Origin of the sequence: Pseudomonas sp. MYb60 (assembly GCF_002979555.1) — a bacterium.
GTDB lineage: Bacteria > Pseudomonadota > Gammaproteobacteria > Pseudomonadales > Pseudomonadaceae > Aquipseudomonas.
Map to the genome: position 1 here is coordinate 88,850 of NZ_PCOZ01000006.1, position 21,491 is coordinate 110,340.

Annotated in this window: 14 protein-coding genes; 4 read left to right on the forward strand and 10 right to left on the reverse strand. The window is 62.2% G+C overall.

Going from position 1 to position 21,491, the window contains the following annotated elements; all coding sequences use genetic code 11:
* Positions 1-142 precede the first annotated feature (142 nt).
* The 8 genes from CQ041_RS11990 to glnE are packed head-to-tail and all read right to left on the reverse strand — an operon-like array spanning position 143 to position 10,101.
* Positions 143-1,600, reverse strand: coding sequence for a lipopolysaccharide kinase InaA family protein (locus CQ041_RS11990; RefSeq protein WP_105522047.1), 1,458 nt, complete (start codon positions 1,598-1,600; stop codon positions 143-145).
* The gene (locus CQ041_RS11995) at positions 1,600-2,352 is read right to left on the reverse strand and encodes a lipopolysaccharide kinase InaA family protein (RefSeq protein ID WP_105522048.1); all 753 of its coding nucleotides are present in this window, start codon (positions 2,350-2,352) and stop codon (positions 1,600-1,602) included. Before CQ041_RS11995 ends, CQ041_RS11990 begins: the two co-directional genes overlap by 1 nt.
* Positions 2,349-3,083, reverse strand: a complete 735-nt coding sequence (locus CQ041_RS12000) for a lipopolysaccharide kinase InaA family protein (protein WP_105522049.1) — start codon at positions 3,081-3,083, stop codon at positions 2,349-2,351. The genes CQ041_RS11995 and CQ041_RS12000 overlap by 4 nt, the downstream gene beginning before the upstream one ends.
* The gene (gene rfaP / locus CQ041_RS12005) at positions 3,083-3,889 is read right to left on the reverse strand and encodes a lipopolysaccharide core heptose(I) kinase RfaP (RefSeq protein WP_105522050.1); all 807 of its coding nucleotides are present in this window, start codon (positions 3,887-3,889) and stop codon (positions 3,083-3,085) included. The genes CQ041_RS12000 and rfaP overlap by 1 nt, the downstream gene beginning before the upstream one ends.
* The gene (locus tag CQ041_RS12010) at positions 3,886-5,010 is read right to left on the reverse strand and encodes a glycosyltransferase family 4 protein (protein ID WP_105522051.1); all 1,125 of its coding nucleotides are present in this window, start codon (positions 5,008-5,010) and stop codon (positions 3,886-3,888) included. The genes rfaP and CQ041_RS12010 overlap by 4 nt, the downstream gene beginning before the upstream one ends.
* On the reverse strand, positions 5,010-6,071 hold the full coding sequence (gene waaC, locus CQ041_RS12015; protein ID WP_105522052.1) for a lipopolysaccharide heptosyltransferase I: 1,062 nt from the start codon (positions 6,069-6,071) through the stop codon (positions 5,010-5,012). The genes CQ041_RS12010 and waaC overlap by 1 nt, the downstream gene beginning before the upstream one ends.
* 1 nt (position 6,072) lies before the next feature.
* A complete protein-coding gene (gene waaF, locus CQ041_RS12020; protein WP_105522053.1) occupies positions 6,073-7,107 on the reverse strand; it encodes a lipopolysaccharide heptosyltransferase II in 1,035 nt (344 codons plus the stop codon).
* A gap of 54 nt (positions 7,108-7,161) precedes the next feature.
* Entirely contained in the window at positions 7,162-10,101 is a 2,940-nt protein-coding gene (gene glnE, locus CQ041_RS12025) for a bifunctional [glutamate--ammonia ligase]-adenylyl-L-tyrosine phosphorylase/[glutamate--ammonia-ligase] adenylyltransferase (protein ID WP_105522054.1), read from the reverse strand.
* Between the two features lie 383 nt (positions 10,102-10,484).
* Between glnE and aceE the strand changes: the two genes are divergently transcribed.
* From aceE to msrA, 4 genes are all read left to right on the forward strand, one after another.
* Positions 10,485-13,130, forward strand: coding sequence for a pyruvate dehydrogenase (acetyl-transferring), homodimeric type (gene aceE, locus CQ041_RS12030; RefSeq protein ID WP_105522055.1), 2,646 nt, complete (start codon positions 10,485-10,487; stop codon positions 13,128-13,130).
* 11 nt (positions 13,131-13,141) lie between these two features.
* Positions 13,142-14,797, forward strand: a complete 1,656-nt coding sequence (aceF, locus tag CQ041_RS12035) for a dihydrolipoyllysine-residue acetyltransferase (RefSeq protein ID WP_105522056.1) — start codon at positions 13,142-13,144, stop codon at positions 14,795-14,797.
* Positions 14,798-15,094: 297 nt separating this feature from the next.
* Positions 15,095-17,788, forward strand: a complete 2,694-nt coding sequence (locus tag CQ041_RS12040) for a bifunctional diguanylate cyclase/phosphodiesterase (RefSeq protein WP_105522057.1) — start codon at positions 15,095-15,097, stop codon at positions 17,786-17,788.
* 72 nt (positions 17,789-17,860) lie between these two features.
* Positions 17,861-18,508 carry a peptide-methionine (S)-S-oxide reductase MsrA gene (gene msrA / locus CQ041_RS12045; protein WP_105522058.1) on the forward strand — a complete coding sequence of 216 codons (648 nt, stop codon included), beginning with the start codon at positions 17,861-17,863 and terminating at the stop codon, positions 18,506-18,508.
* 109 nt (positions 18,509-18,617) lie between these two features.
* On the opposite strand, the gene CQ041_RS12050 is transcribed toward msrA, so the two are convergent.
* Both CQ041_RS12050 and putP read right to left on the reverse strand, forming a co-directional pair.
* Positions 18,618-19,454: a 23S rRNA (adenine(2030)-N(6))-methyltransferase RlmJ gene (locus CQ041_RS12050; protein ID WP_105522059.1), complete on the reverse strand. Its 837-nt coding sequence runs from the start codon at positions 19,452-19,454 to the stop codon at positions 18,618-18,620.
* A gap of 292 nt (positions 19,455-19,746) precedes the next feature.
* Positions 19,747-21,231, reverse strand: coding sequence for a sodium/proline symporter PutP (gene putP / locus CQ041_RS12055; protein ID WP_105522060.1), 1,485 nt, complete (start codon positions 21,229-21,231; stop codon positions 19,747-19,749).
* Positions 21,232-21,491 lie beyond the last annotated feature (260 nt).

Sequence of the window (21,491 nt, forward strand, 5' to 3'; positions counted from 1 at the left end):
GCAACAGTTGCCAGCCAAACCAGCTGGCACGACTCGATCAAACGTAGGAGCTGGCTTGCCTGCGAAGGCTGTGTATCAGGCACCACTCTGTTGACTGACCCAACGCTTTCGCGGGCAAGCCCGTTCTCACACTTACACCGTGTTATCCCTGGCGAAACTCGGCGACCTGCTTGGGCAACCGCTGATCAATCAGTTGAAACAACGCACTCTCCTGCGGCCAGTTGCGCATGAAGCGCGCGCGGTCCTTGGCGTAGGCTGGGGCGAAGCTGGTGTCGGTGCTGTGCTGGCACATGGCGTCGAGGTCGATCAGCGACCAGCGATCCGTGTCCCAGAACAGGTTGTGGCCCTTGAGGTCGCCATGGCTGATGCGTTCGCGGATCAGTTCAGCGAACAGGTGGTCGAGAGCCTGCAGCTCGTTTTCCGGGGCGTCGCCGTTTTCAACGTAAGGGGCAAAGCGCTCGATGATGTCCGGGCCCGGCAGGTATTCGGTAACCAAATAGGCGCGACTGCGCAGCCAGAAGAAGCGTTTTTCGAGCATCGCCAGCGGCTTGGGCGTGGCGATGCCGAGGAAAGCCAGGCGGTTGCCTTCGCGCCAGGAATGCCAGGCGCGACTCGGGCGCCAGAAGCGCTTGAGCCAATGGGCGAAGCCCTTGATGTTATAGCGCTTGATCACCAGCGGCCGGCCGGCCACGTCGACCTTGGCGACGCTGGCGGCGCCGCCGGTCTTGTACAGGTGGCCCTGGTCCAAAAGCGCGTCGGCCTGATCCAGCACCGCCAGCATGGCGGACTCTTCTTCACGACGAATCGCACGCAAGGCAAAGGCCCCACGCACCACGCTGAACAGCGTGCACTCGCGACCGACCTTGCCGAGAAAATCCTTCAACCGCCAAGCGCTGACCTTGCGCACCTGTTTTTCCAGGGCTTCCAGCGGCAACGCGTGTTCACCGTTGCTCAGCAGGTAGTACACCAGCAGCTCTTCGGTAAACGGTGCGAGGTTTTTCGGCAACTGGGCGAAGAACACCCCGAGGTTTTCCAGCACGCGCTGACGCGACAGTGGCTTGCCCGCGACTTCGACGCGAATGCCGGCACCGTCGATCAGGTAGAGCTTGCCGTCATGGCGCAGCAAGTTGTCCAGGTGCAGGTCCTCTTGCCACAGGCCTTTGGTGTGCATCTGTGCAATCGCGCCCAGCGCTTCGGCGAGGACTGCGGTTTGCTCATCCGCCAGCGGCGGCAACCCTTCGACCGCTTGCCAGGCCTCGGCCAGGCTGTGTGCGCCTTCGAGAAACTCGAACAGCAGCCAGCCGCCCTCGCCTTCCTGCAAGCCATCGGCGAGCAGTAACGGTGTGGTCAGGCCTTGCTCGGCCAACTGACGCACGCCAGTGAGTTCACGCTGAAAATGCCGCGCCGCCCTGCTGCCCACCAGCAACTTGGCCAGCACCGGCCGACCGCGCCATACCGCTGCGCCGACGTACCGCTCACCGGGCAGCACCCGCAACAGACTCAGCAGTTGCAGTTGGCCGGGACCCGCCGCATCCGCCAGCTCAAGGGTCAGCGGCAGGCTCGGTGTGCGGCCGGCGGTTTTCAGCTCGGACAGGCGCATCAGCGGTTTTCCTTATGGCTACGGCGAGCGGTCAGGCGTTGCAGCCAACTGGCGACCAGCGAGCTGTCCTGCGGCTGGTCCAGGTAGGCCGCCAGCAACAGGCTGATCTGCGCATCGCTCCACTGCGGCGCACGGCGCACCAACGGTTCCAGGTCCTTGACCCGGTCACGCAGGCCGAACAGCAGCGGGCGGGTTTTTTCCAGGTCGATCAGCTGCGCGGCGTAACCGTCGCCGGTGGCCTGCAAGAAAATATGCTTGGGGTAGAAACAACCGTGCACCTGCCCGACGCCGTGCAGCTGGCGCGCCAGTTTCCCACAGGCGAGCAGGATGGCCTGGTGCTGGGCTTCGCTCAGGGACGACCAGTGCTCGAGCAGCGAATCCAGGTCATTCCAGCCGTCGAGTGCACGGGTCAGCAGCATGGCACGGTGTTCACCGGCGACCTTGCGCTCACCGTAGAACGCCGCCTGCAACGCCGGGATGCCGAGCTTGCGATAACGGCTGATATTGCGAAATTCCCGCGAGAAACTCGGCTCGCCGAACGGCCGATGCAGGCTGCGCGTCAGGTAGTTGCTCTGGCGCTTGAGGTAATACCCATGGCCGTCGAGCTCCAGGCGGAACACGCTGCTCCAGCCACCACGGCTGGTGTTGGGCTCGTCCACCGCGTCCAATTGCTTGGCCCACAGGGCGTCGAACGTGGCGAGGCCGTGGCGCTCCAGCAGGGCACGGTCTTCAGCCGCCAGGAAATCACTCATTCACGTCCCTCGAAAAACTTCACCACATGGCGAATACGCTGTTTGTCCGCTGCACTCAGGTGCCGGCGCTGGCGGTACTGCATGTAGAAGCGCAGGCGCTGGGTGGCCGACAGGTGATATTTGGCCACCTTGTCCAGGCAGGCCAGGTCTTTGGTGATGCGGTATTTGAGCCAGAACCCGCGCCAGAAATCGCCGTTGGGGCAATCGATCAGGTAGAGGGTCTGCTGGTCGTCGATCAGCAGGTTGCGCCACTTCAAATCGTTATGGGTGAACCGATTGTCGTGCATGGTGCGCGTGTATTCGGCCAACTGGCGGCTGACCACATCCACCCATTTACGGTCCTTGAGGCGCGCATCGTTACGGTCGGCCAGGGCCGAGAGGTCTTCGGTGCGCGGCAACTCGCGGGTGATCATCGCACCACGGTCGTAGGCCAGGCCATTGCGCTCCAGGCCCCAGGCAACCACGTCCGCCGTGGGAATGCCCCACTTGGCGAAGCGCTTGAGGTTCTGCCACTCGGACTTGACCCGGGGCTTGCCCAGGTAGCGCCGCAGGCCCTTGCCGGCGCCGGTGTAGCGCTTGACGTAATAATTGACCCCGCCACGCTCCACGCGGATCACTTCCGACAGGGGGTCGCGGGTCAGTTGCTCGCCTTGCAGGGCGAACACGGCTTCAAGGCTGCCAAAATCTTCCGACAGGCCCGCGTAGGCAGGTTCCAGGTTCCAGCCCGCCATCAGATGGCATCCCCGAGGCGTTGCTTGCGCGCGTAAAGCTTGTCGGCCTTGCGCTGCATCAGGTTCAGGGACGCCGATTGCTCGGCCAGGATCTGGCGCAGCGGCTGGCGGAAGTAGCCTTTGAGAAAGCGCAGTTTGTCGCGGCGGGTCAGGCCGATGTCCAGCGCCGAGTAGTACAGCGCGGAGAGGTCCTTGTCGCGCCAGCGCAGCGGCAAGTGCGCGCGCAGTTGGGCACGGTGCAGGTCAATCACTGACAGCTTGATGTCACGTGCGTCGACGGGTTTGGAGGTGTCCAGCAGGAAGTGGCACAGGTAGCAGTCGCGATGGTTCACACCGCCACGGTGCATGTCGCCGACCATGCGCGCCAGCTCATGGGTGAGCGCATGGCGCAGCGCCGGGGCGGGTGGTTCGGCCACCCAGTTGACGGTGAAATCTTCCAGGCTGAGGGTCGGCGCCAGCTCTTCGGTAATGATGAACGAGTGCTGGTCCGCCGGGTTGCTGCCCTTTTCGCCGAAGGCCACGCCGGTCATGGTCGGTACGCCGAGTGCTTGCAGTCGATGGATCGCCGACCACTCAAGGCCCGCCCCCAGCACTGGCAATTTGGCGGTGATCAGGTTCTTGAAGATTTCGCCCCAGCCGATGCCACGGTGGATCTTCACGAAATACGGACGACCTTCCACCACGGTACGCAGGGTGCGACGGGCCGCCAGTTCACGGAATACTTCACCTTGCAACTTCTCGACTTCGGCGAAGGCATCACGCCCGTCCCACAAGGTCTTGAACGGTTCGGCAAGAATCAACTTCATCGTTTTGGCTCCGCCAGAATCACATCCGCCGCGTGCTGCGGCATGCTGTAGAGGTCGGCCGTCTCGGCGAAGGCCAACCCATTGCGGCTCCAGGCCGCGCGCTGTGCAGTGTCGGTGAGCATGTCGGTCAGGTAATGATTGAGCTGGTGCTGTTCGAACGGCTCATCCAGCACCCGGCCACACTCGGCTTCGGCGATGTAATGGGCATAGCCGCACACCGCCGTGACCAGCACCGGCAACCCGGCCACCACGGCTTCGAGCAACACGGTGCCGGTATTTTCGTTGTACGCCGGGTGGATCAACAGGTCGGCGCCCAGCAGGAAACGCGGGATATCGCTGCGACCCTTGAGGAATTGCACGTTGTCCCCCAGCCCCAGCGTGGCACTTTGCAGTTGGAATACTTTGGGGTCGTCCTGGCCAATTACAAACAGGCGCGTGCGTTTTTTCAGTTCCGCCGGCAGCGCGGCAACGGCCTTGAGGCTGCGGTCGACACCCTTGGTCTTGAAGCCGGAGCCAATCTGCACCAGCAGCAGGTCGTCATCGGCCAGGTTGAATTCCTGACGGAACCCTTCGCGAATTTCGGCCGCATTCGGCGGCGCGCGGCGATCCTGGGCAATGCCCGGCGGCAGCAGGTGGAAACGCTCCAGCGGGGTGTCGTAATGCTTGATGAACAAGGGTTGCTGCACCTCGGAGATCATCAGCACTTCAGTCTTGGCGTCCCTGGCGAACACCGCGCGCTCGTAGTCGGCAAAGTGCTTGTAGCGGCCAAAGTAGCGGTACAGCGAGTGGCGCAGGTTCTGGGCCTTGTCTTCGAAGCAGCCGTCGGCGGCGTAGTACACGTCCAGGCCGGGCATTTTGTTGAAGCCGATCAGGCGGTCCACCGGGCGCTTGGCCAGGTCGGCGGCCATCCAGGCGCTGAGTTTCTCGTTGCGCCGATGGTTGAAGAACGCCTTGACCGGCGCCACCAGCACCTCGAAGCCGGGCGGGATGCCGCCCTCCCAGATCAGCGTATACACCCGGATCTGATGGCCGCGCTGCTGGCACTCCAGGGCGATGCGCATGAAGTCGCGCTGCAGGCCGCCGAAGGGAAAGTACTTGTAGAGCACAAAAGCCAGTTGCATCAGTGCAGCTCCTCAGCCAGTAACAACGTGCTCAGCCGGCTTGCCACACGCTCAGGGTTCAGGCGCGTGAAGCACAGGGGCGACTCGCGCTTGATGTCGAACCGACGCAGGTCGTCGGCCGTCGGTTGATAGGTACAGTGCTTTTGCAGGCAGGGTGCGCAGGGGAAGTCGCTGCCCAAGTGAATCTGGCCCTTGCCATAGGCGCCGGTCAGGCCCGGGTTGGTAGGGCCGAACAGCGAAAGGGTCGGCACGTCCAGCGCCGCAGCCAGGTGGCCGAGGCCGGTGTCGACTGCCACACAGGCGCGGGCGCCGGCCAGCACGCGGGCGACGCCGGCCAGGTTCAACCTGGGCAGCACTTCGGCGTTGCTCAGGCCTTGGGCCAGGCGCTCGGCGCGGGCTTTTTCGGCGGCATTGCCCCACGGCAACTTCACGTCCACGCCCAGGCGCCCCATGCGCTCGGCCAGTTCGCGCCAGTAGGCTTCGGGCCAGTGCTTGGTGTCCCAGGTGGTGCCGTGCAGCAGCAAGACGAAGGGCTTTTTCGGCGGCAGGCCGATCAGCGTGTCGACCTTCAGGCCGTAATCGCCCAAGGCCTGGGGCAAGTCATAGCCGAGGGCGACGGCGAACAACTGGCGCAGGCGCTCCACCGCATGCTGCCCACGGGCAACGGCCAGCCGACGCGCGTAAAACCGTGCGGCGATGGGTTCACGGGCCGAATTTTTGTCGAAGCCGGCCACCGGGGCACGCACGTAGCGGGTCAGCCAGGCGCTTTTGAGCAGGCCTTGGGCGTCGATCACCAAGTCGTATTTGGTCGACTGGATCTGCTTTTTGAAGCGCCGCCACTCGCCACTCTTGAGGGTCTGCCAGAGGTTCTTGCGCCAGCGGCGAATCGCCACCGGGATGACCTTGTCCACCGCCGGGTGCCAGGTCGGAATCTCGGCGAAGCCTTCTTCCACCACCCAATCAAAGCGAATGCCGGGGATCGCCCGCGCGGCGTCGGTGAGTGCCGGCAAGGCGTGGATCACGTCGCCCAGGGATGAGGTCTTGATTACCAGAACGCGCAAACTATCGGACCTCGACCGCTGAGCCCTGCAACCGCTGCAAGGCTTCGTTCACCGGCTGCGGCAGCAACTGGCGCATGCAGTTGTAGTGGCCGAACCGGCAAGTACGTTCAAAACACGGGCTGCAATCCAGGCCCAGGCGCACCACTTCGACCTGGTCGGCCAGCGGCGGGGTGAAACCCGGCGATGTGGAGCCGTACACCGCCACCAGCGGGCGGTTCAGCGCGGCGGCCACGTGCATCAGGCCGGAGTCGTTGGACACCACCGAATCGGCGCAGGACAGCAGGTCGATGGCCTCGGCAAGGGAGGTGTCGCCACTGAGGTTGACCGCTTCTTCCCGCAGGCCGGGAATCAGGCGCTGGCGAATGTCTTCACCCACCGGATGATCCTTTTTCGACCCGAACAGCCACACCTGCCAGCCTTCGCGGATCTTCGTCTCGGCGACCTTGGCGTAATGTTCCGCCGGCCAGCGCTTGGACTCGCCGAACTCGGCGCCCGGGCACAGCGCCAACACCGGACGGTCGAGGGTCAGGCCGAACTTGGCCAGGGCCGCGTCACGGGTGACCGGGTCGATCTGCAAGCGCGGACGCGGGTACGGCGTCGGTAATTCGGCACCCGGTTCGTAGGCCAGGGCCATGAAGCGTTCGATCATCAACGGGTAGCGGGCCTTGTCCAGCGTGCGCACGTCGTTGAGCAACACGTAGCGGAACTCGCCGCGCCAGCCGGTGCGCTTGGGGATGCCGGCAAAAAACGGCACCAGCGCGGATTTCAGCGAGTTGGGCAGCAGGATCGCCTGGTCGTACTGGCCGGCCAGGGATTTGCCGATGCGACGGCGCGTTGCCAATTCCAGGGCGCCGTGGCCGAGCGGGAAGCTCAAGGCCTGGCGCACTTCGGGCATGCGTTCGAGGATCGGCCGGCTCCACTCAGGGGCGAGCACGTCGATCTGGCAGTCGGGATGACGCTGCTTGAGGCACTGGAACAGTGTCTGCGCCATCACCATGTCACCGACCCAACTGGGCCCAACGATCAGAATATTCATGTAGTTTCCACAAACGATGCGGGGAGGCTTATGCCTCCCCGCCGTAATAGTGTTTCAGCTTAACCCCAGCGCCTGCCAGATTCGCATCACCTGGCGCCGCTCGTCGGCGAACTGATCACCGGCAACCGTCCCCGCCTCGTTTTGCAAGGCCTGGCGATGCGCAGCGGAACGGTAGGCCTTATACACCTCGCGCAGCAGATGGGCATCGGCGGCGGGCATCAACCCCACCTGCTCCAGGCCTTCCAGGATGCGGATATTGTCGGTGTAGCGCAGCAACGATGGATGTTGCGCAGACCACGCCAAAGCGGCGTATTGCACCATAAATTCAATATCGACGATACCTCCGGCGTCCTGCTTGAGGTCGAACAGCGCCGTGGCCTCGAACGCATTGGCGCCAGTGCCGGCCGCCGTGCTCCGGGTGCCCAGGTTGTCGCGCATCTTGGCGCGCATCTCGCTGACCTCCTGGCGCAGCGTCGCCAGGTCACGTTCGCGCCCCAATACCTTGGCCCGCACCTGCTCGAACGCCTGGCCCACATCCTGGCTGCCCACCAGCACGCGCGCACGGATCAGGGCCTGATGTTCCCAGGTCCAAGCTTCGTTTTCCTGATAACGCTCAAAGGCGCCCAGCGAACTGACCAGCAGCCCGGAAGCACCGGACGGTCGCAGGCGCATGTCGACTTCGTACAGTTGGCCGGAGTTGGTCTGAGTGGTCAGCAGGTGAATGATGCGCTGGCCCAGGCGCGTAAAGAACTGCGCACCGTCGATGGGCTTGGCGCCGTCGGTTTCGGCCTGGGGGTCGCCGTCGTGGATGAACACCAGGTCCAGGTCCGAACCATGGCCCAGTTCGATGCCGCCGACCTTGCCGTAGCCGACAATGATAAAGCCTGGATCGCACAACGTGCCGTCCAGCCGCTGCGGCGAGCCGTGACGTGCCACGGTCTGGCGCCAGGCCAGGGCCAGCACTTGTTCAAGAATCGCCTCGGCGAGCCAGGTGAGGTAGTCGCTGACTTTCATCAACGGCAGGCTGCCGGCGATCTCCGACGCGGCGACACGCAGGCGATGGGCCAGCTTGAAGTGGCGCAGGGCTTCCATCTGCTGTTCAAGGTCATCCTCGGGAATGCGCGTGAGGCGTTCGCGCAATTCGGCGGCCAACTCCGGGGCCAATGGCGGTTTGAACAGGCGGCCTTCGTTGAGCAATTCGTCCAACAGCAGGGGGAACCGGGTGATTTGTTCGGCGATCCACGGGCTGGCGGCGCACAGGGTCAACAGGCGACGCAGGGCATCGGGGTTTTCCGTGAGCAGCACCAGGTAAGCCGAACGTCGTGCGACCGCTTCCACCAGCGGCAACACGCGCTCCAGCACCAGGTCCGGGTTGGCGTGTTCGACGGCCTGGGCCAACAGGCGCGGAATGAACGCATCCAGGCGCTCGCGCCCCAGGCGTTGCATGGCGCGCAATTGCGGGCTGCTGCGCAGGCCGGCCAGGGCCTTGAGGGCCTTGGGCGCGTCGGCAAAGCCACCTTCGGCGAGCTGGCGGCAGGCGGCGTCTTCGTCCTGGGATTCTTCCCACAGCGGCAACCACTCACCGCCCACGACCAATTCGCTTTCTTCGCCTTCCTCTTCATCCGGGTCGGCGATGACCTGGCGGAAGTGCCAATCCACCCGGCCGCGCCAATGCATCAGGCGCTCATGGAACGCGGCCCAATCGTCGAAGCCGAGCATGAAGGCGATGCGCGCCTGGTCTTCGGGGCTGTCCGGGAGCATCTGGGTCTGGCGGTCGGCGATCGCCTGGATCGCGTGCTCGGTGTAACGCAGGAATTCATAGCCATCGCGCAGTTCGGCGATCACCGCCGGCGGCAGGTAGCCCTGGCCTTCCAGGGTGCCGAGCACCTTGAGCAGCGGGCGCTGTTGCAGGCTGAGGTCACGGCCGCCGTGGATCAACTGGAACGCCTGGGCGATGAACTCCACTTCGCGGATGCCACCGGCACCCAGCTTGATGTTGTCGGCCATGCCCTTGCGCCGCACCTCCTGCTGGATCAGCTGCTTCATGGTGCGCAACGCTTCGATGGCGGAGAAATCCAGGTAACGCCGATAGACGAACGGGCGCAGCATCTCCAGCAGTTGCGCGCCAGCCACCTGGTCGCCGGCCACGACGCGGGCCTTGATCATGGCGTAGCGTTCCCAGTCGCGGCCCTGGTCCTGGTAGTACTGCTCCAGCGCATTGAAGCTGAGCACCAGTGAGCCGGACGATCCGTAAGGCCGCAGGCGCATGTCGACCCGGAACACAAAGCCATCGACGGTCATCGGGTCGAGGGCCTTGATCAGTTTTTGACCGACACGGATGAAGAACTCCTGGTTATCCAGCGCTCGCTTCACCCCTACGGTCTCGCCACCTTCGGGGTAGGCGAAGATCAGGTCGATGTCCGACGACAGGTTCAGCTCCACCGCGCCAAGCTTGCCCATGCCGAGGATGACCATGTGCTGCGCCTCGCCGCTGCGCCGGCCGGTGGGCGTGCCGAACTGCGTGCAATGGCGCTGGTACAGCCACTGGTAGGCCTGGTCGATGCTGGCGTCGGCCATGTCCGACAGGTCGCGGCAGGTTTGCACCAGGTCGGCCTGGCGTGTCAGGTCGCGCCAGATGATGCGCACCTGCTGGCGGGTACGCTGGCGACGCAGCACGCTGCCCAGCTGTTCTTCTGTTTCAGCCTGTTGCACGGCGCCAGCAATCTGCCCGCACAGCTCGCCGGGCGCGTAGCCGCGGTCCAGCTCGCCCCAGGCCGCCAGCTCCAGCAACATCAAAGGGTCACGCACACTCTGTTGAATGACGAAATCGCTGGCGGCGCACACGCGGGCAAAGTCGGCCCAGCGTTGCGGGGACCACAGGGAAAGTCCATGATCGTCGCCCAGCGCGGCCACCGCGTCACGAAATGACTGCTCGGCCCGACTGACGAAAGGCAAGAGAATGGCCGGCATTTGGGCCAGTGTTGGAAGGCTCATGGTCTATCCTTGATCGGCGCGTAAATGGCTTGTTGCGGTAAGCGCAAGAACCACGCTCGCGGAAGGACTGTCGAACAAAAGTTAGAAATAGCTGAAAATTCATTAATTTTGGCAGGCAACATTAAACTTTTACCTTTTCTTGTTCGCAAAAAATCAACATTAACGATTATGCTCACCAGCCAGACCGAGCAATCCGCTCAGTCTTGTGTAGTTTTACTACTCGTATATACATTCGAAAGGCTGAAATGGCCGACGATTTGTAGTAAAACTACAGGACGCCGAAGCAACCTTCGGCCATCCAAGAATTTATGTCGTCTGCCCACAAGGCCAGTCGCAAACTTCAGGCAACCGATTCTGGTAGCCTTTCCGCCCTGGAGCAAGCCATGCAAGACCTCGATCCCGTCGAAACCCAGGAATGGCTGGACGCCCTGGAATCGGTTCTCGACAAAGAAGGCGAAGACCGTGCTCACTACCTGATGACCCGTATGGGCGAACTCGCGACCCGCAGCGGCTCGCAATTGCCTTACGCCATCACTACGCCATACCGCAACACCATCCCCGTTACCCACGAAGCACGCATGCCTGGCGACCTGTTCATGGAACGCCGCATTCGCTCGCTGGTACGTTGGAACGCCATGGCGATGGTAATGCGCACGAACTTGAAAGATTCGGACCTGGGCGGTCACATCTCCAGCTTCGCTTCCAGCGCAACCCTGTATGACATCGGCTTCAACTACTTCTTCCAGGCCCCGACCGACGAACACGGCGGCGACCTGATCTACTTCCAGGGCCACACCTCCCCAGGCGTCTACGCCCGTGCGTTCATGGAAGGCCGCATCACCGAAGACCACATGAACAACTTCCGCCAGGAAGTGGACGGTAACGGCCTGTCGTCGTACCCGCACCCTTGGCTGATGCCTGATTTCTGGCAGTTCCCGACCGTTTCCATGGGTCTGGGTCCAATTCAAGCGATCTACCAGGCACGCTTCATGAAGTACCTGGAAGCCCGTGGCTTCATCCCTGAAGGCAAGCAGAAAGTCTGGTGCTTCCTGGGCGACGGCGAGTGCGACGAGCCGGAATCCCTGGGCGCCATCTCCCTGGCCGGCCGCGAGAAGCTCGACAACCTGATCTTCGTCATCAACTGCAACCTGCAGCGCCTCGACGGCCCGGTTCGCGGCAACGGCAAGATCATCCAGGAACTCGAAGGCGTGTTCCGCGGTGCCCAGTGGAACGTGACCAAGGTCATCTGGGGCCGCTTCTGGGACCCACTGCTGGCCAAGGACGTCGACGGTATCCTGCAACGTCGCATGGACGAAGTCATCGACGGCGAGTACCAGAACTACAAGGCCAAAGACGGCGCGTTCGTCCGTGAACACTTCTTCAACACGCCTGAACTCAAGGCCATGGTTGCAGACCTGTCCGATGACGAGATCTGGAAACTCAACCGTGGCGGCCACGACCCGTACAAGGTCTATGCGGCTTATCACGAAGCGGTCAACCACAAAGAACAACCGACCGTCATCCTGGCCAAGACCATCAAGGGTTATGGCACCGGTGCGGGCGAAGCGAAGAACACTGCGCACAACACCAAGAAAGTCGATGTCGACAGCCTGAAGTTGTTCCGCGACCGCTTCGACATTCCGGTCAAGGACGAAGAGCTGGAGAACCTGCCGTTCTTCAAGCCAGAGCCGAACAGCGCCGAAGCCCGTTACCTGGCCGAGCGCCGCGCCGCACTGGGTGGTTTCGTGCCACAGCGTCGCGCCAACAGCTTCAGCGTACCGACGCCAGACCTGAGCACCCTCAAGGCTATCCTCGATGGCTCGGGCGACCGTGAAATCTCCACCACCATGGCTTTCGTGCGCATCCTCGCGCAGCTGGTCAAGGACAAGGACATCGGCCCGCGCATCGTACCGATCATCCCGGACGAAGCCCGTACCTTCGGTATGGAAGGCATGTTCCGTCAGTTGGGCATCTACTCCTCCGTCGGCCAGCTCTACGAGCCAGTCGATAAAGACCAGGTGATGTTCTACAAGGAAGACAAGAAGGGCCAGATCCTCGAAGAAGGCATCAACGAAGCGGGCGCCATGAGCTCCTTCATCGCTGCCGGTACTTCGTACTCCAGCCACAACCAGCCGATGCTGCCGTTCTACATCTTCTACTCGATGTTCGGCTTCCAGCGCATTGGCGACCTGGCCTGGGCTGCAGGCGACAGCCGTACCCGTGGCTTCCTGATCGGCGGCACCGCCGGCCGGACCACGCTGAACGGCGAAGGCCTGCAACACGAAGACGGTCACAGCCACATCCTGGCTGCCACCATCCCGAACTGCCGCACCTTTGATCCAACCTACGGCTATGAGCTGGCGGTGATCATCCAGGACGGCATGAAGAAGATGACCGAAGAGCAGCAGGACGTTTTCTACTACATCACCGTGATGAACGAGTCCTACCAGCAGCCTGCAATGCCGGCTGGCGTGGAAGAAGGCATCATCAAGGGCATGTACCTGCTCGAAGAAGACACCAAGGAAGCGGCACACCACGTACAGCTGATGGGCTCCGGCACCATCCTGCGTGAAGTGCGCGAAGCGGCGAAGATCCTGCGTGAAGAGTTCAACGTTGGCGCTGACGTGTGGAGCGTTACCAGCTTCAACGAACTGCGTCGCGACGGCCTGGCCGTAGAGCGTCACAACCGCCTGCACCCTGGCCAGAAGCCACAGCTCACCTTCGTTGAAGAGTGCCTGAATGGCCGTAAAGGTCCGGTGATCGCATCGACCGACTACATGAAACTGTTTGCTGAACAAATTCGCCAGTGGGTCCCGTCCAAGGAATTCAAAGTCCTGGGCACCGACGGTTTCGGCCGCAGTGACAGCCGCAAGAAGCTGCGTCACTTCTTCGAAGTTGACCGTCACTTTGTGGTGTTGGCAGCCTTGGAAGCCTTGGCTGACCGTGGTGAGATCGAACCTAAGGTGGTAGCAGACGCTATCGTCAAGTTCGGGATCAACCCGGAAAAACGCAACCCACTGGACTGCTGAGGAGATTTTTTGTGAGCGAACTCATTCGCGTACCTGACATCGGCAGCGGTGAAGGTGAAGTAATCGAGCTGTTTGTGAAGGTCGGCGACACCGTCGAAGCCGACCAGAGCATCCTGACCCTGGAGTCGGACAAGGCGAGCATGGAAATCCCTGCTCCCAAGGCCGGCGTGGTCAAGAGCCTGAAAGTGAAGCTGGGCGACCGCCTGAAAGAAGGCGACGAACTGCTGGAGCTGGAAATCGAAGGCGCCGCTGATGCGGCCCCTGCGGCGGCTCCTGCTGCCGCTGCTGCACCTGCGCCTGCGCCTGCGCCTGCTGAAAAGCCTGCTGCTGCCGAGGCCCCAGCGGCCCCGGCTGCTGCGCCGGCTGCAGCCTCTGTTCAGGACATTCATGTCCCGGACATCGGCTCATCGGGCAAGGCCAAGATCATCGAGCTGCTGGTCAAGGTTGGCGACACCGTCGAAGCCGACCAATCGCTGATCACCCTGGAGTCCGACAAGGCCTCCATGGAAATCCCTTCGCCGGCTGCCGGCGTGGTGGAAAGCATTGCGGTCAAGCTGGAAGATGAAGTCGGCACTGGCGACTTCATCCTCAAGCTGAAGGTACAAGGCGCTGCACCTGCTGCTGCGCCAGCACCGGCCGCCGCTCCAGCCGCCAAGGCTGAAGCTGCACCGGCTGCCGCCGCACCTGCGCCTGCTGCAAAAGCCGAGGCCGCTGCAGCCCCTGCTGCTGCCGCACCTGCGCCAAGCGGCGCCAAGGTTCACGCCGGCCCCGCCGTGCGTCAGCTGGCCCGTGAGTTCGGCGTTGAGCTGAACGCTGTATCGGCCACCGGCCCACACGGTCGCGTGCTGAAAGAAGACGTGCAGGTCTACGTCAAGGCCATGATGCAGAAAGCCAAGGAAGCTCCGGCTGCCGGCGGCGCTACTGGCGGTTCGGGCATTCCGCCGATCCGCACCGTGGACTTCAGCCGCTTCGGCGAAACCGAAGAAGTGCCGATGACCCGCCTGATGCAAATCGGCGCGTCGAGCCTGCACGCCAGCTGGCTGAACATTCCGCACGTGACCCAGTTCGACCAGGCCGACATTACCGACCTGGAAGCTTTCCGCGTTGCGCAGAAAGCCGTCGCCGAAAAGGCCGGCGTGAAACTGACCGTGCTGCCACTGCTGCTCAAGGCCTGTGCCCACCTGCTCAAGGAACTGCCGGACTTCAACAGCTCGCTGGCGCCAAGCGGCAAGGCGATCATTCGCAAGAAGTACGTGCACATCGGCTTCGCGGTAGACACCCCTGAAGGCCTGTTGGTACCGGTCATCAAGAACGTCGACCAGAAGAGCCTGCTGCAACTCGCTGCCGAAGCGGCTGCGCTGGCTGCCAAGGCCCGCGACAAGAAGCTCACCGCCGACGATATGCAAGGCGCTTGCTTCACGATCTCCAGCCTCGGTCACATTGGCGGTACTGGCTTCACGCCAATCGTCAATGCGCCGGAAGTGGCGATCCTGGGCGTGTCCAAAGCGACCATCCAGCCGGTCTGGGACGGTAAAGCATTCCAGCCGAAGCTGATGCTGCCACTGTCGCTGTCCTACGATCACCGTGTGATCAACGGCGCCGCTGCTGCACGCTTCACGCAGCGTCTGAGCCAACTGCTCAACGACATCCGCACCATCCTGCTGTAAGCCACAACGGGCCTCCCTCTCAACAGGGAGGCCTGGTTGCACTGATTTCCGAGCGCCACGCTCGTACCTCAACCCCGCCTCTTGGCGGGGCTTTTTTTATATACACGCAGAACAGGTTTGTACACCTTCCATCAGCCCTCCTACAGAAATCCCCCGCGCGGCCGATAACCCCCTTATAGCACTTAGCCTTCATCCTCTCTTGTCAGCCCGCGCCGCATGATGCAACCTTGCCGCAGGCAACAGAAAAGAGGGCGTGAGCCCCGGCGCCGTGCGCGTTATTTCAAGTGAGTTCCCCCCATGAAAAGCCAACCCGATGTCGCCCGTATGGCGGCCGAGGTAGTGACGCAGTTACCGGTGCCTTCGCGCCTCGGTATGCTGCGTTTCGAGCGGCTGAATGAGGCGAGCTGGGCTCTCTTGTACCTCGACCCCAATTGCGAACGCCAATTCGGCCTGCCGGCGGTCGAACTGTGCGCCATGATCGGCACGCCGTATGCCAGCCTGATGGAACCTCAGGCGCGTTATCAGCTGCATGATGCTATCCAGCAACAACTCACCCTGAGTCCGCATTACCAGGTGCGCTACACCCTGCACACCCATGGCGGTCCCCTCAGCGTGCTGGAAACCGGCGAGGCCTACAAACAACACAATCGCCACCTGCTGCGTGGCTATGTGATGGTGGTCGACGGCCACTTCAGCGATGTGCCTGCTCCGCTCCCTGCGACGGACCTGGAAAGCCAGAACAGCCGCCTGCAGATCGCCCTGGAACTCAACCAGCGCGCGCAACAGGAGCAGTTGCAGCACCTGGAACGGGTGCGCGCCCAGCAAGAGTTGATCCTGCTGCTGGCCCGCCAGCGCTACACCACGCACAATTCGCTGCAGGAAGCCGCCGAGCTGATCACCCGCAGTGCGTGCGAAATCTATCAAGTCGACAGCGCACGCATCTGGCATCTCGAAGAGCAGCGCCTGGTACCGATTGCGGCCTATACACGCGCCGGGCAGCAGCACTATCTGCCCGCGCCCATCGACGCCAGTTCCTACCCGGACTACCTCGAAGCCTTGCACAGCAGCCGTGCCATCGACGCCACCCATGCCCTGCGCGATCCGCGCACCCATGAGCTGGCTGATGAACTGCGCTCCAAGGATATTCACGCCTTGCTCGACGCCAGCATTCGTGTGGATGGCCAGGTGGTCGGAGTGCTCTGTCTGGAACAGGGCGGCAAGCCACGTACCTGGCAGGCGGATGAAATTGCCTTCGCCGGCGAACTGGCGGACCAGTTCGCGCAAGTGATCAACAATCACAACCGCCGCGCGGCCACCAGCGCCCTGCACTTGTTTCAGCGAGCCGTGGAGCAAAGTGCCAACGCTTTTCTGCTGGTCAACTGCGACGGCGTGGTGGAATACGTCAACCCGAGTTTTACCGCGATCACCCAGTACAGCGCCGAAGAGGTTCACGGCCATCGCCTGGCCCAGTTGCCGGCGCTGGAGAACCTCAGCGAGTTGCTGTTCGACGCGCCGTCCAGCCTGGCCAAGAGCAACAGCTGGCAAGGCGAGTTCAAGAGCCGGCGCAAGAACCTCGAACCTTACTGGGGCCAGTTGTCGATTTCCAAGGTGTACGGCGACAACCGTGAGCTGACCCACTACATCGGCATCTACGAAGACATCACCCAAAGCAAGCTGGCCCAGCAGCGCATCGAGCGCCTGGCCTACACCGACAACCTGACCAACCTGGGCAACCGTCCGGCGTTCATCCGCAACCTCGATGAACGCTTCGCCCGCGACAGCGACAGTCCGATCAGCCTGCTGCTGGTGGACATCGACAACTTCAAGCGGATCAACGACAGCCTCGGCCACCAGACCGGCGACAAGCTGCTGATCAGCCTGGCCCGACGCCTGCGCAACAGCCTCAGCGCCGGCGGCAGCCTGGCACGGTTTGCCAGTAACGAATTCGCGGTGCTGCTGGACGACACCGACCTGGAAAGCGGCCAGCAGGTCGCCTGCCAATTGCTCGCGACCCTCGATAAACCGATGTTCGTCGACAACCAGTTGATCAGTGTCACCGGCTCCGTAGGCCTGGCCTGCGCGCCGCTGCATGGCCGCGACCCGCAGACCTTGATGCGCAACGCCGGCCTGGCCCTGCACAAGGCCAAGGCCAACGGCAAGCACCAGGTCCAGGTGTTCACCGAAGCGCTCAACGCCGAGGCCAGCTACAAGCTGTTCGTGGAAAACAACCTGCGCCGCGCGCTCACCCAGAATGAGCTGGATGTGTTCTACCAGCCCAAGCTGTGCCTGCGCAGCGGGCGTTTGCTGGGCATGGAAGCGCTGCTGCGCTGGAACCACCCGGAAAAAGGCATGATCCGCCCCGATCAGTTCATCAGCGTGGCGGAAGAAACCGGCCTGATCATTCCCATCGGCAAATGGATCGCGCGCCAGGCCTGCCGCATGAGCAAGCAACTGAGCGCCGCCGGCCTCGGGGACCTGCAGGTGGCGATCAACCTGTCACCCAAGCAATTCTCCGACCCGGACCTGGTGGCCTCGATTGCCACCATCCTCAAGGAGGAAGACCTGCCGGCCAACCTGCTGGAGTTGGAGCTCACCGAGGGCCTGCTGCTGGAAGCCACGGAAGACACGCGTCTGCAGCTTGATCAACTGAAGAGTTTCGGCCTGACCCTGGCCATGGATGACTTCGGTACTGGTTATTCGTCGCTCAGCTACTTGAAAAAATTCCCCATCGACATCATTAAGATCGATCGCAGTTTCATCCACGAAATCCCGGACAACCAGGACGACATGGAAATCACCTCAGCGGTGATCGCCATGGCCCACAACCTCAAGCTCAAGGTGGTGGCCGAAGGTATCGAGACTGCCGAGCAACTGGCATTCCTGCGCCGGCATCGCTGCGATGTGGGCCAGGGCTACCTGTTCGACCGGCCGATCCCCGGGGCAGAGCTGCCGGCGATGCTCAAACGTTACCCGCGCGGGCCAATCGCCTGACAGCGCTGTAACACTCGGGCACACTGGCGGTCTGACTTCTTACATTACTCAATCTGACTGAGGGGACTGATCATGGTCTTGCGCTCGGAAATTCTGGTGAACAAAAACGTGCTTCCTACTCAAGAACAAGCATTGCCTGGCCGCGAAACCCCGATGTCGCTGCCGGAGACGCACTTCGTCAACGGCAACCCGTTGCTGGGCCCATTCCTGGATGACGTAGGTTTTGCAATCTTCGGGCTGGGTTGCTTCTGGGGCGCCGAGCGCAAGTTCTGGCAGCGCGATGGCGTGGTCAGCACCGTGGTGGGCTACGCCGGCGGTTTCACGCCGAACCCGACCTACGAAGAAGTCTGCTCGGGCCTGACCGGCCATAGCGAAGTGGTACTGGTGGTGTATGACCAGGCCAAAGTGAAATACGAAGACCTGTTGAAGATGTTCTGGGAACTGCACAACCCGACCCAGGGCATGCGCCAGGGCAACGACATCGGCAGCCAGTACCGCTCGGTGATCTATGCGACCACCCCGGAACAGTTGGCAGCGGCGCAGGCGAGTGCCGAGGCCTATCAGGGCGAACTGACCAAGGCCGGCCTGGGCAGCATCACCACCGAAATCGACCAGGCGCCGACGGTATTTTTCGCCGAGGCGTACCACCAGCAATACCTGGCGAAAAACCCGCAGGGCTACTGCGGCATCGGCGGCACCGGCGTGACCTGCCCGATCTGAAAATCCTTGTAGGAGCGAGCTTGCTCGCGAAAAACCTGAGCGCGACACGTTTCGTCTGAAAACACGCGTTATCGTTGACGTTTTTCGCGGGCAAGCTCGCTCCTACAGGTTACTCAGCGATCAGCCAATCCATCTGCCACCCGCCCTGAGTCTGCCCAAGCTTCTTGGACAGCCACGGCAGCAGCTCACGCAATTCCTCTTCCAGACCCCACGGCGGGTTGGCGATCGCCAGGCCTGAGCCGGTCAGGGTGTTGGGTGTGTCCAACGGATGCACCAGCAACTCCACACGCAGCAATTTCGGCGCGCCGGTGCCGGCCAGGTCCTGGTAGAAGCGTCGCAACATGCGCTGGTCCTTCACCGGGTACCAGATGGCCGCAACCGTCTGGCGCATGCGGCCCACGGCTTCCTTGAGGGAAGCGGCGCAACGCTGCATCTCGTCGAGCTTTTCAAACGGCGGGTCGATCAGCATCAACGCGCGCTTCTCCGGCACCGGCAGCAGGGCGCGGGGCACATGCCAGCCTTCACCCAAGTGCACTTTGACGCGGCGATCACCCTTCATATTGTCCTTGAGCAGCACGCCATCGTCCGGGTGCTTTTCATTGAGCAACACACGGTCCTGTGGACGCGTGAGGCGCCGCGCCAGCTCTGGCGAGCCCGGGTAGTAGCGCAACTGGCCATCAGGGTTCATCTCATGCAACACGCGCATGTAGTCGGCGGTCAGTGCCGGCAAGTCGCTTGCACCCCACAGCCGGGCGATGCCTTCCAGGTACTCACCGGTGCGATTGGCCTGGTCGCCCTGCAAGTCATACAGCCCGATACCGGCATGCGTGTCGAGGTAGGCGAACGGCTGCTCCTTGCGCGACATCAGGGCGATGAGGCGGGTCAAGGTCAGGTGTTTGAAGACGTCGGCATGGTTGCCGGCGTGAAAGGCGTGACGATAATTCATGGTTGCTCCTGCGCAGGGGGCGAAGTTTACCTTTTACGCGGGCGTTGGTGCAGTGCGGCGTGCCGGGCGGTGCTTATGTCGCCAACTCCGAGGACCGGTAATCGGCCAACGCGTCCTGACCGCATTCATCGCAATGGATTTCAATGAGCACGCCCCGGATACATCAATAAATCCCTACAGAGTCGTGCCGGATTCGTCTTCGAGACGTGCCAAATCGCACACAAAAAAGGCCCGCCGTCCGTAGGACGCGGGCCGTTTTTTTTAACTCATCGAACGCTCAGCGCCCGGCGAATCACTTGTTGAGGTTGTAGTCTTTCTCCGCTGCATCAAAACGCTCGACCATACCGGCAGTCGGTGCGCCCATCTTGCTCACGAAGTAGATCGCCAGGCTGGCGAAGATAAAGCCTGGGATGATTTCGTACAGGCCCAGCAGTTCGAAGTGTTTCCACACGATCACGGTGATCGCGCCGACCAGGATACCGGCCAGTGCGCCGTTACGGGTCATGCCTTTCCAGATCACCGAGATCAGCACCACAGGACCGAACGCAGCGCCGAAACCGGCCCAGGCGTAGCTCACCAGGCCCAGTACGCGGTTTTCCGGGTTGGCAGCCATGGCGATGGCGATCAGGGCGACGACCAGCACCATCAGGCGGCCGACCCACACCAGTTCAACCTGGGAAGCGTTCTTGCGCAGGAAGGTTTTGTAGAAGTCTTCGGTCAGGGCACTGGAGCACACCAACAGTTGGCAGCTCAGGGTGCTCATCACGGCCGCCAGGATGGCCGACAGCAGCACGCCAGCGATCCATGGGTTGAACAGCAGTTTGGCCAGTTCAATGAACACACGCTCGTGGTTCTCTGTCACAGGGCCCGCCACTTCCGGGTGCGCCGAGAAGTAAGCGATGCCGAAGAAACCTACAGCCACGGTGCCGCCCAGGCACAGGATCATCCAGGTCATGGAAATGCGACGCGCCTTGGCGATCGACTTCACCGAATCCGCCGCCATGAAACGCGCGAGGATGTGCGGCTGGCCGAAGTAACCCAAGCCCCAGCCCATCAGCGAGATGATGCCGATGAAGGTGGTGTTCTTCAGCATGTTGAAGTTGTCGGGGTTCTGGGCTTCGATGGCCAGGAACGTGGTGTCGACGCCACCGGTGGCGAGCAGCACGATGATCGGCGTGAGGATCAGCGCGAAGATCATCAGGGTGGCTTGTACGGTGTCAGTCCAGCTCACCGCCAGGAAACCACCCACGAAGGTGTAGGCGATGGTCGCGGCAGCACCGGCCCACAGGGCGGTCTCGTAGGACATGCCGAAGGTGCTTTCGAACAGACGGGCGCCCGCCACGATGCCGGAAGCGCAGTAAATGGTGAAGAACACCAGGATCACGACAGCGGAGATGATCCGCAGCAGGCCGCTTTTGTCTTCAAAACGGCTGGAGAAGTAGTCCGGCAGGGTCAGGGCGTCGCCGTTGTGTTCGGTCTGTACCCGCAGGCGACCGGCCACGAACAGCCAGTTGAGGTAGGCACCGACGATCAGGCCGATGGCGATCCAGCTTTCCGACAGGCCGGACATGTAGATCGCGCCCGGCAGGCCCATCAACAACCAGCCGCTCATGTCGGAAGCGCCGGCCGACAGGGCCGTGACCACGCTACCCAGGCTGCGACCGCCAAGGATGTAATCGGAAAGGTTATTGGTGGAGCGATAGGCCATGAAGCCGATCAGCACCATTGCTGCGATGTAGATCACGAACGTGATCAGGGTTGGATTGCTAACGCTCATATGAGTGACGCCCTGGCTTTGTTTTTATGTAGCGGCGGTCTATCAGACGACACCCACTGGAAGCAGGTAGACGTAACTGCATGCCGCGCATTTATGACTGGCGTTTCCCCAGGAAAGCCGCCAGCCGATGAACCAAACTTTTAAACTGGTTGCACCTTGGGCGCGAATGCTATTCAACAAAGCAAATAAGGTGCAACCAGTTTCTGGAGAATAAGTTGCACCCTGATGTGTTTTGAAGAAAAGGCCCTGTTTTTGCTCCT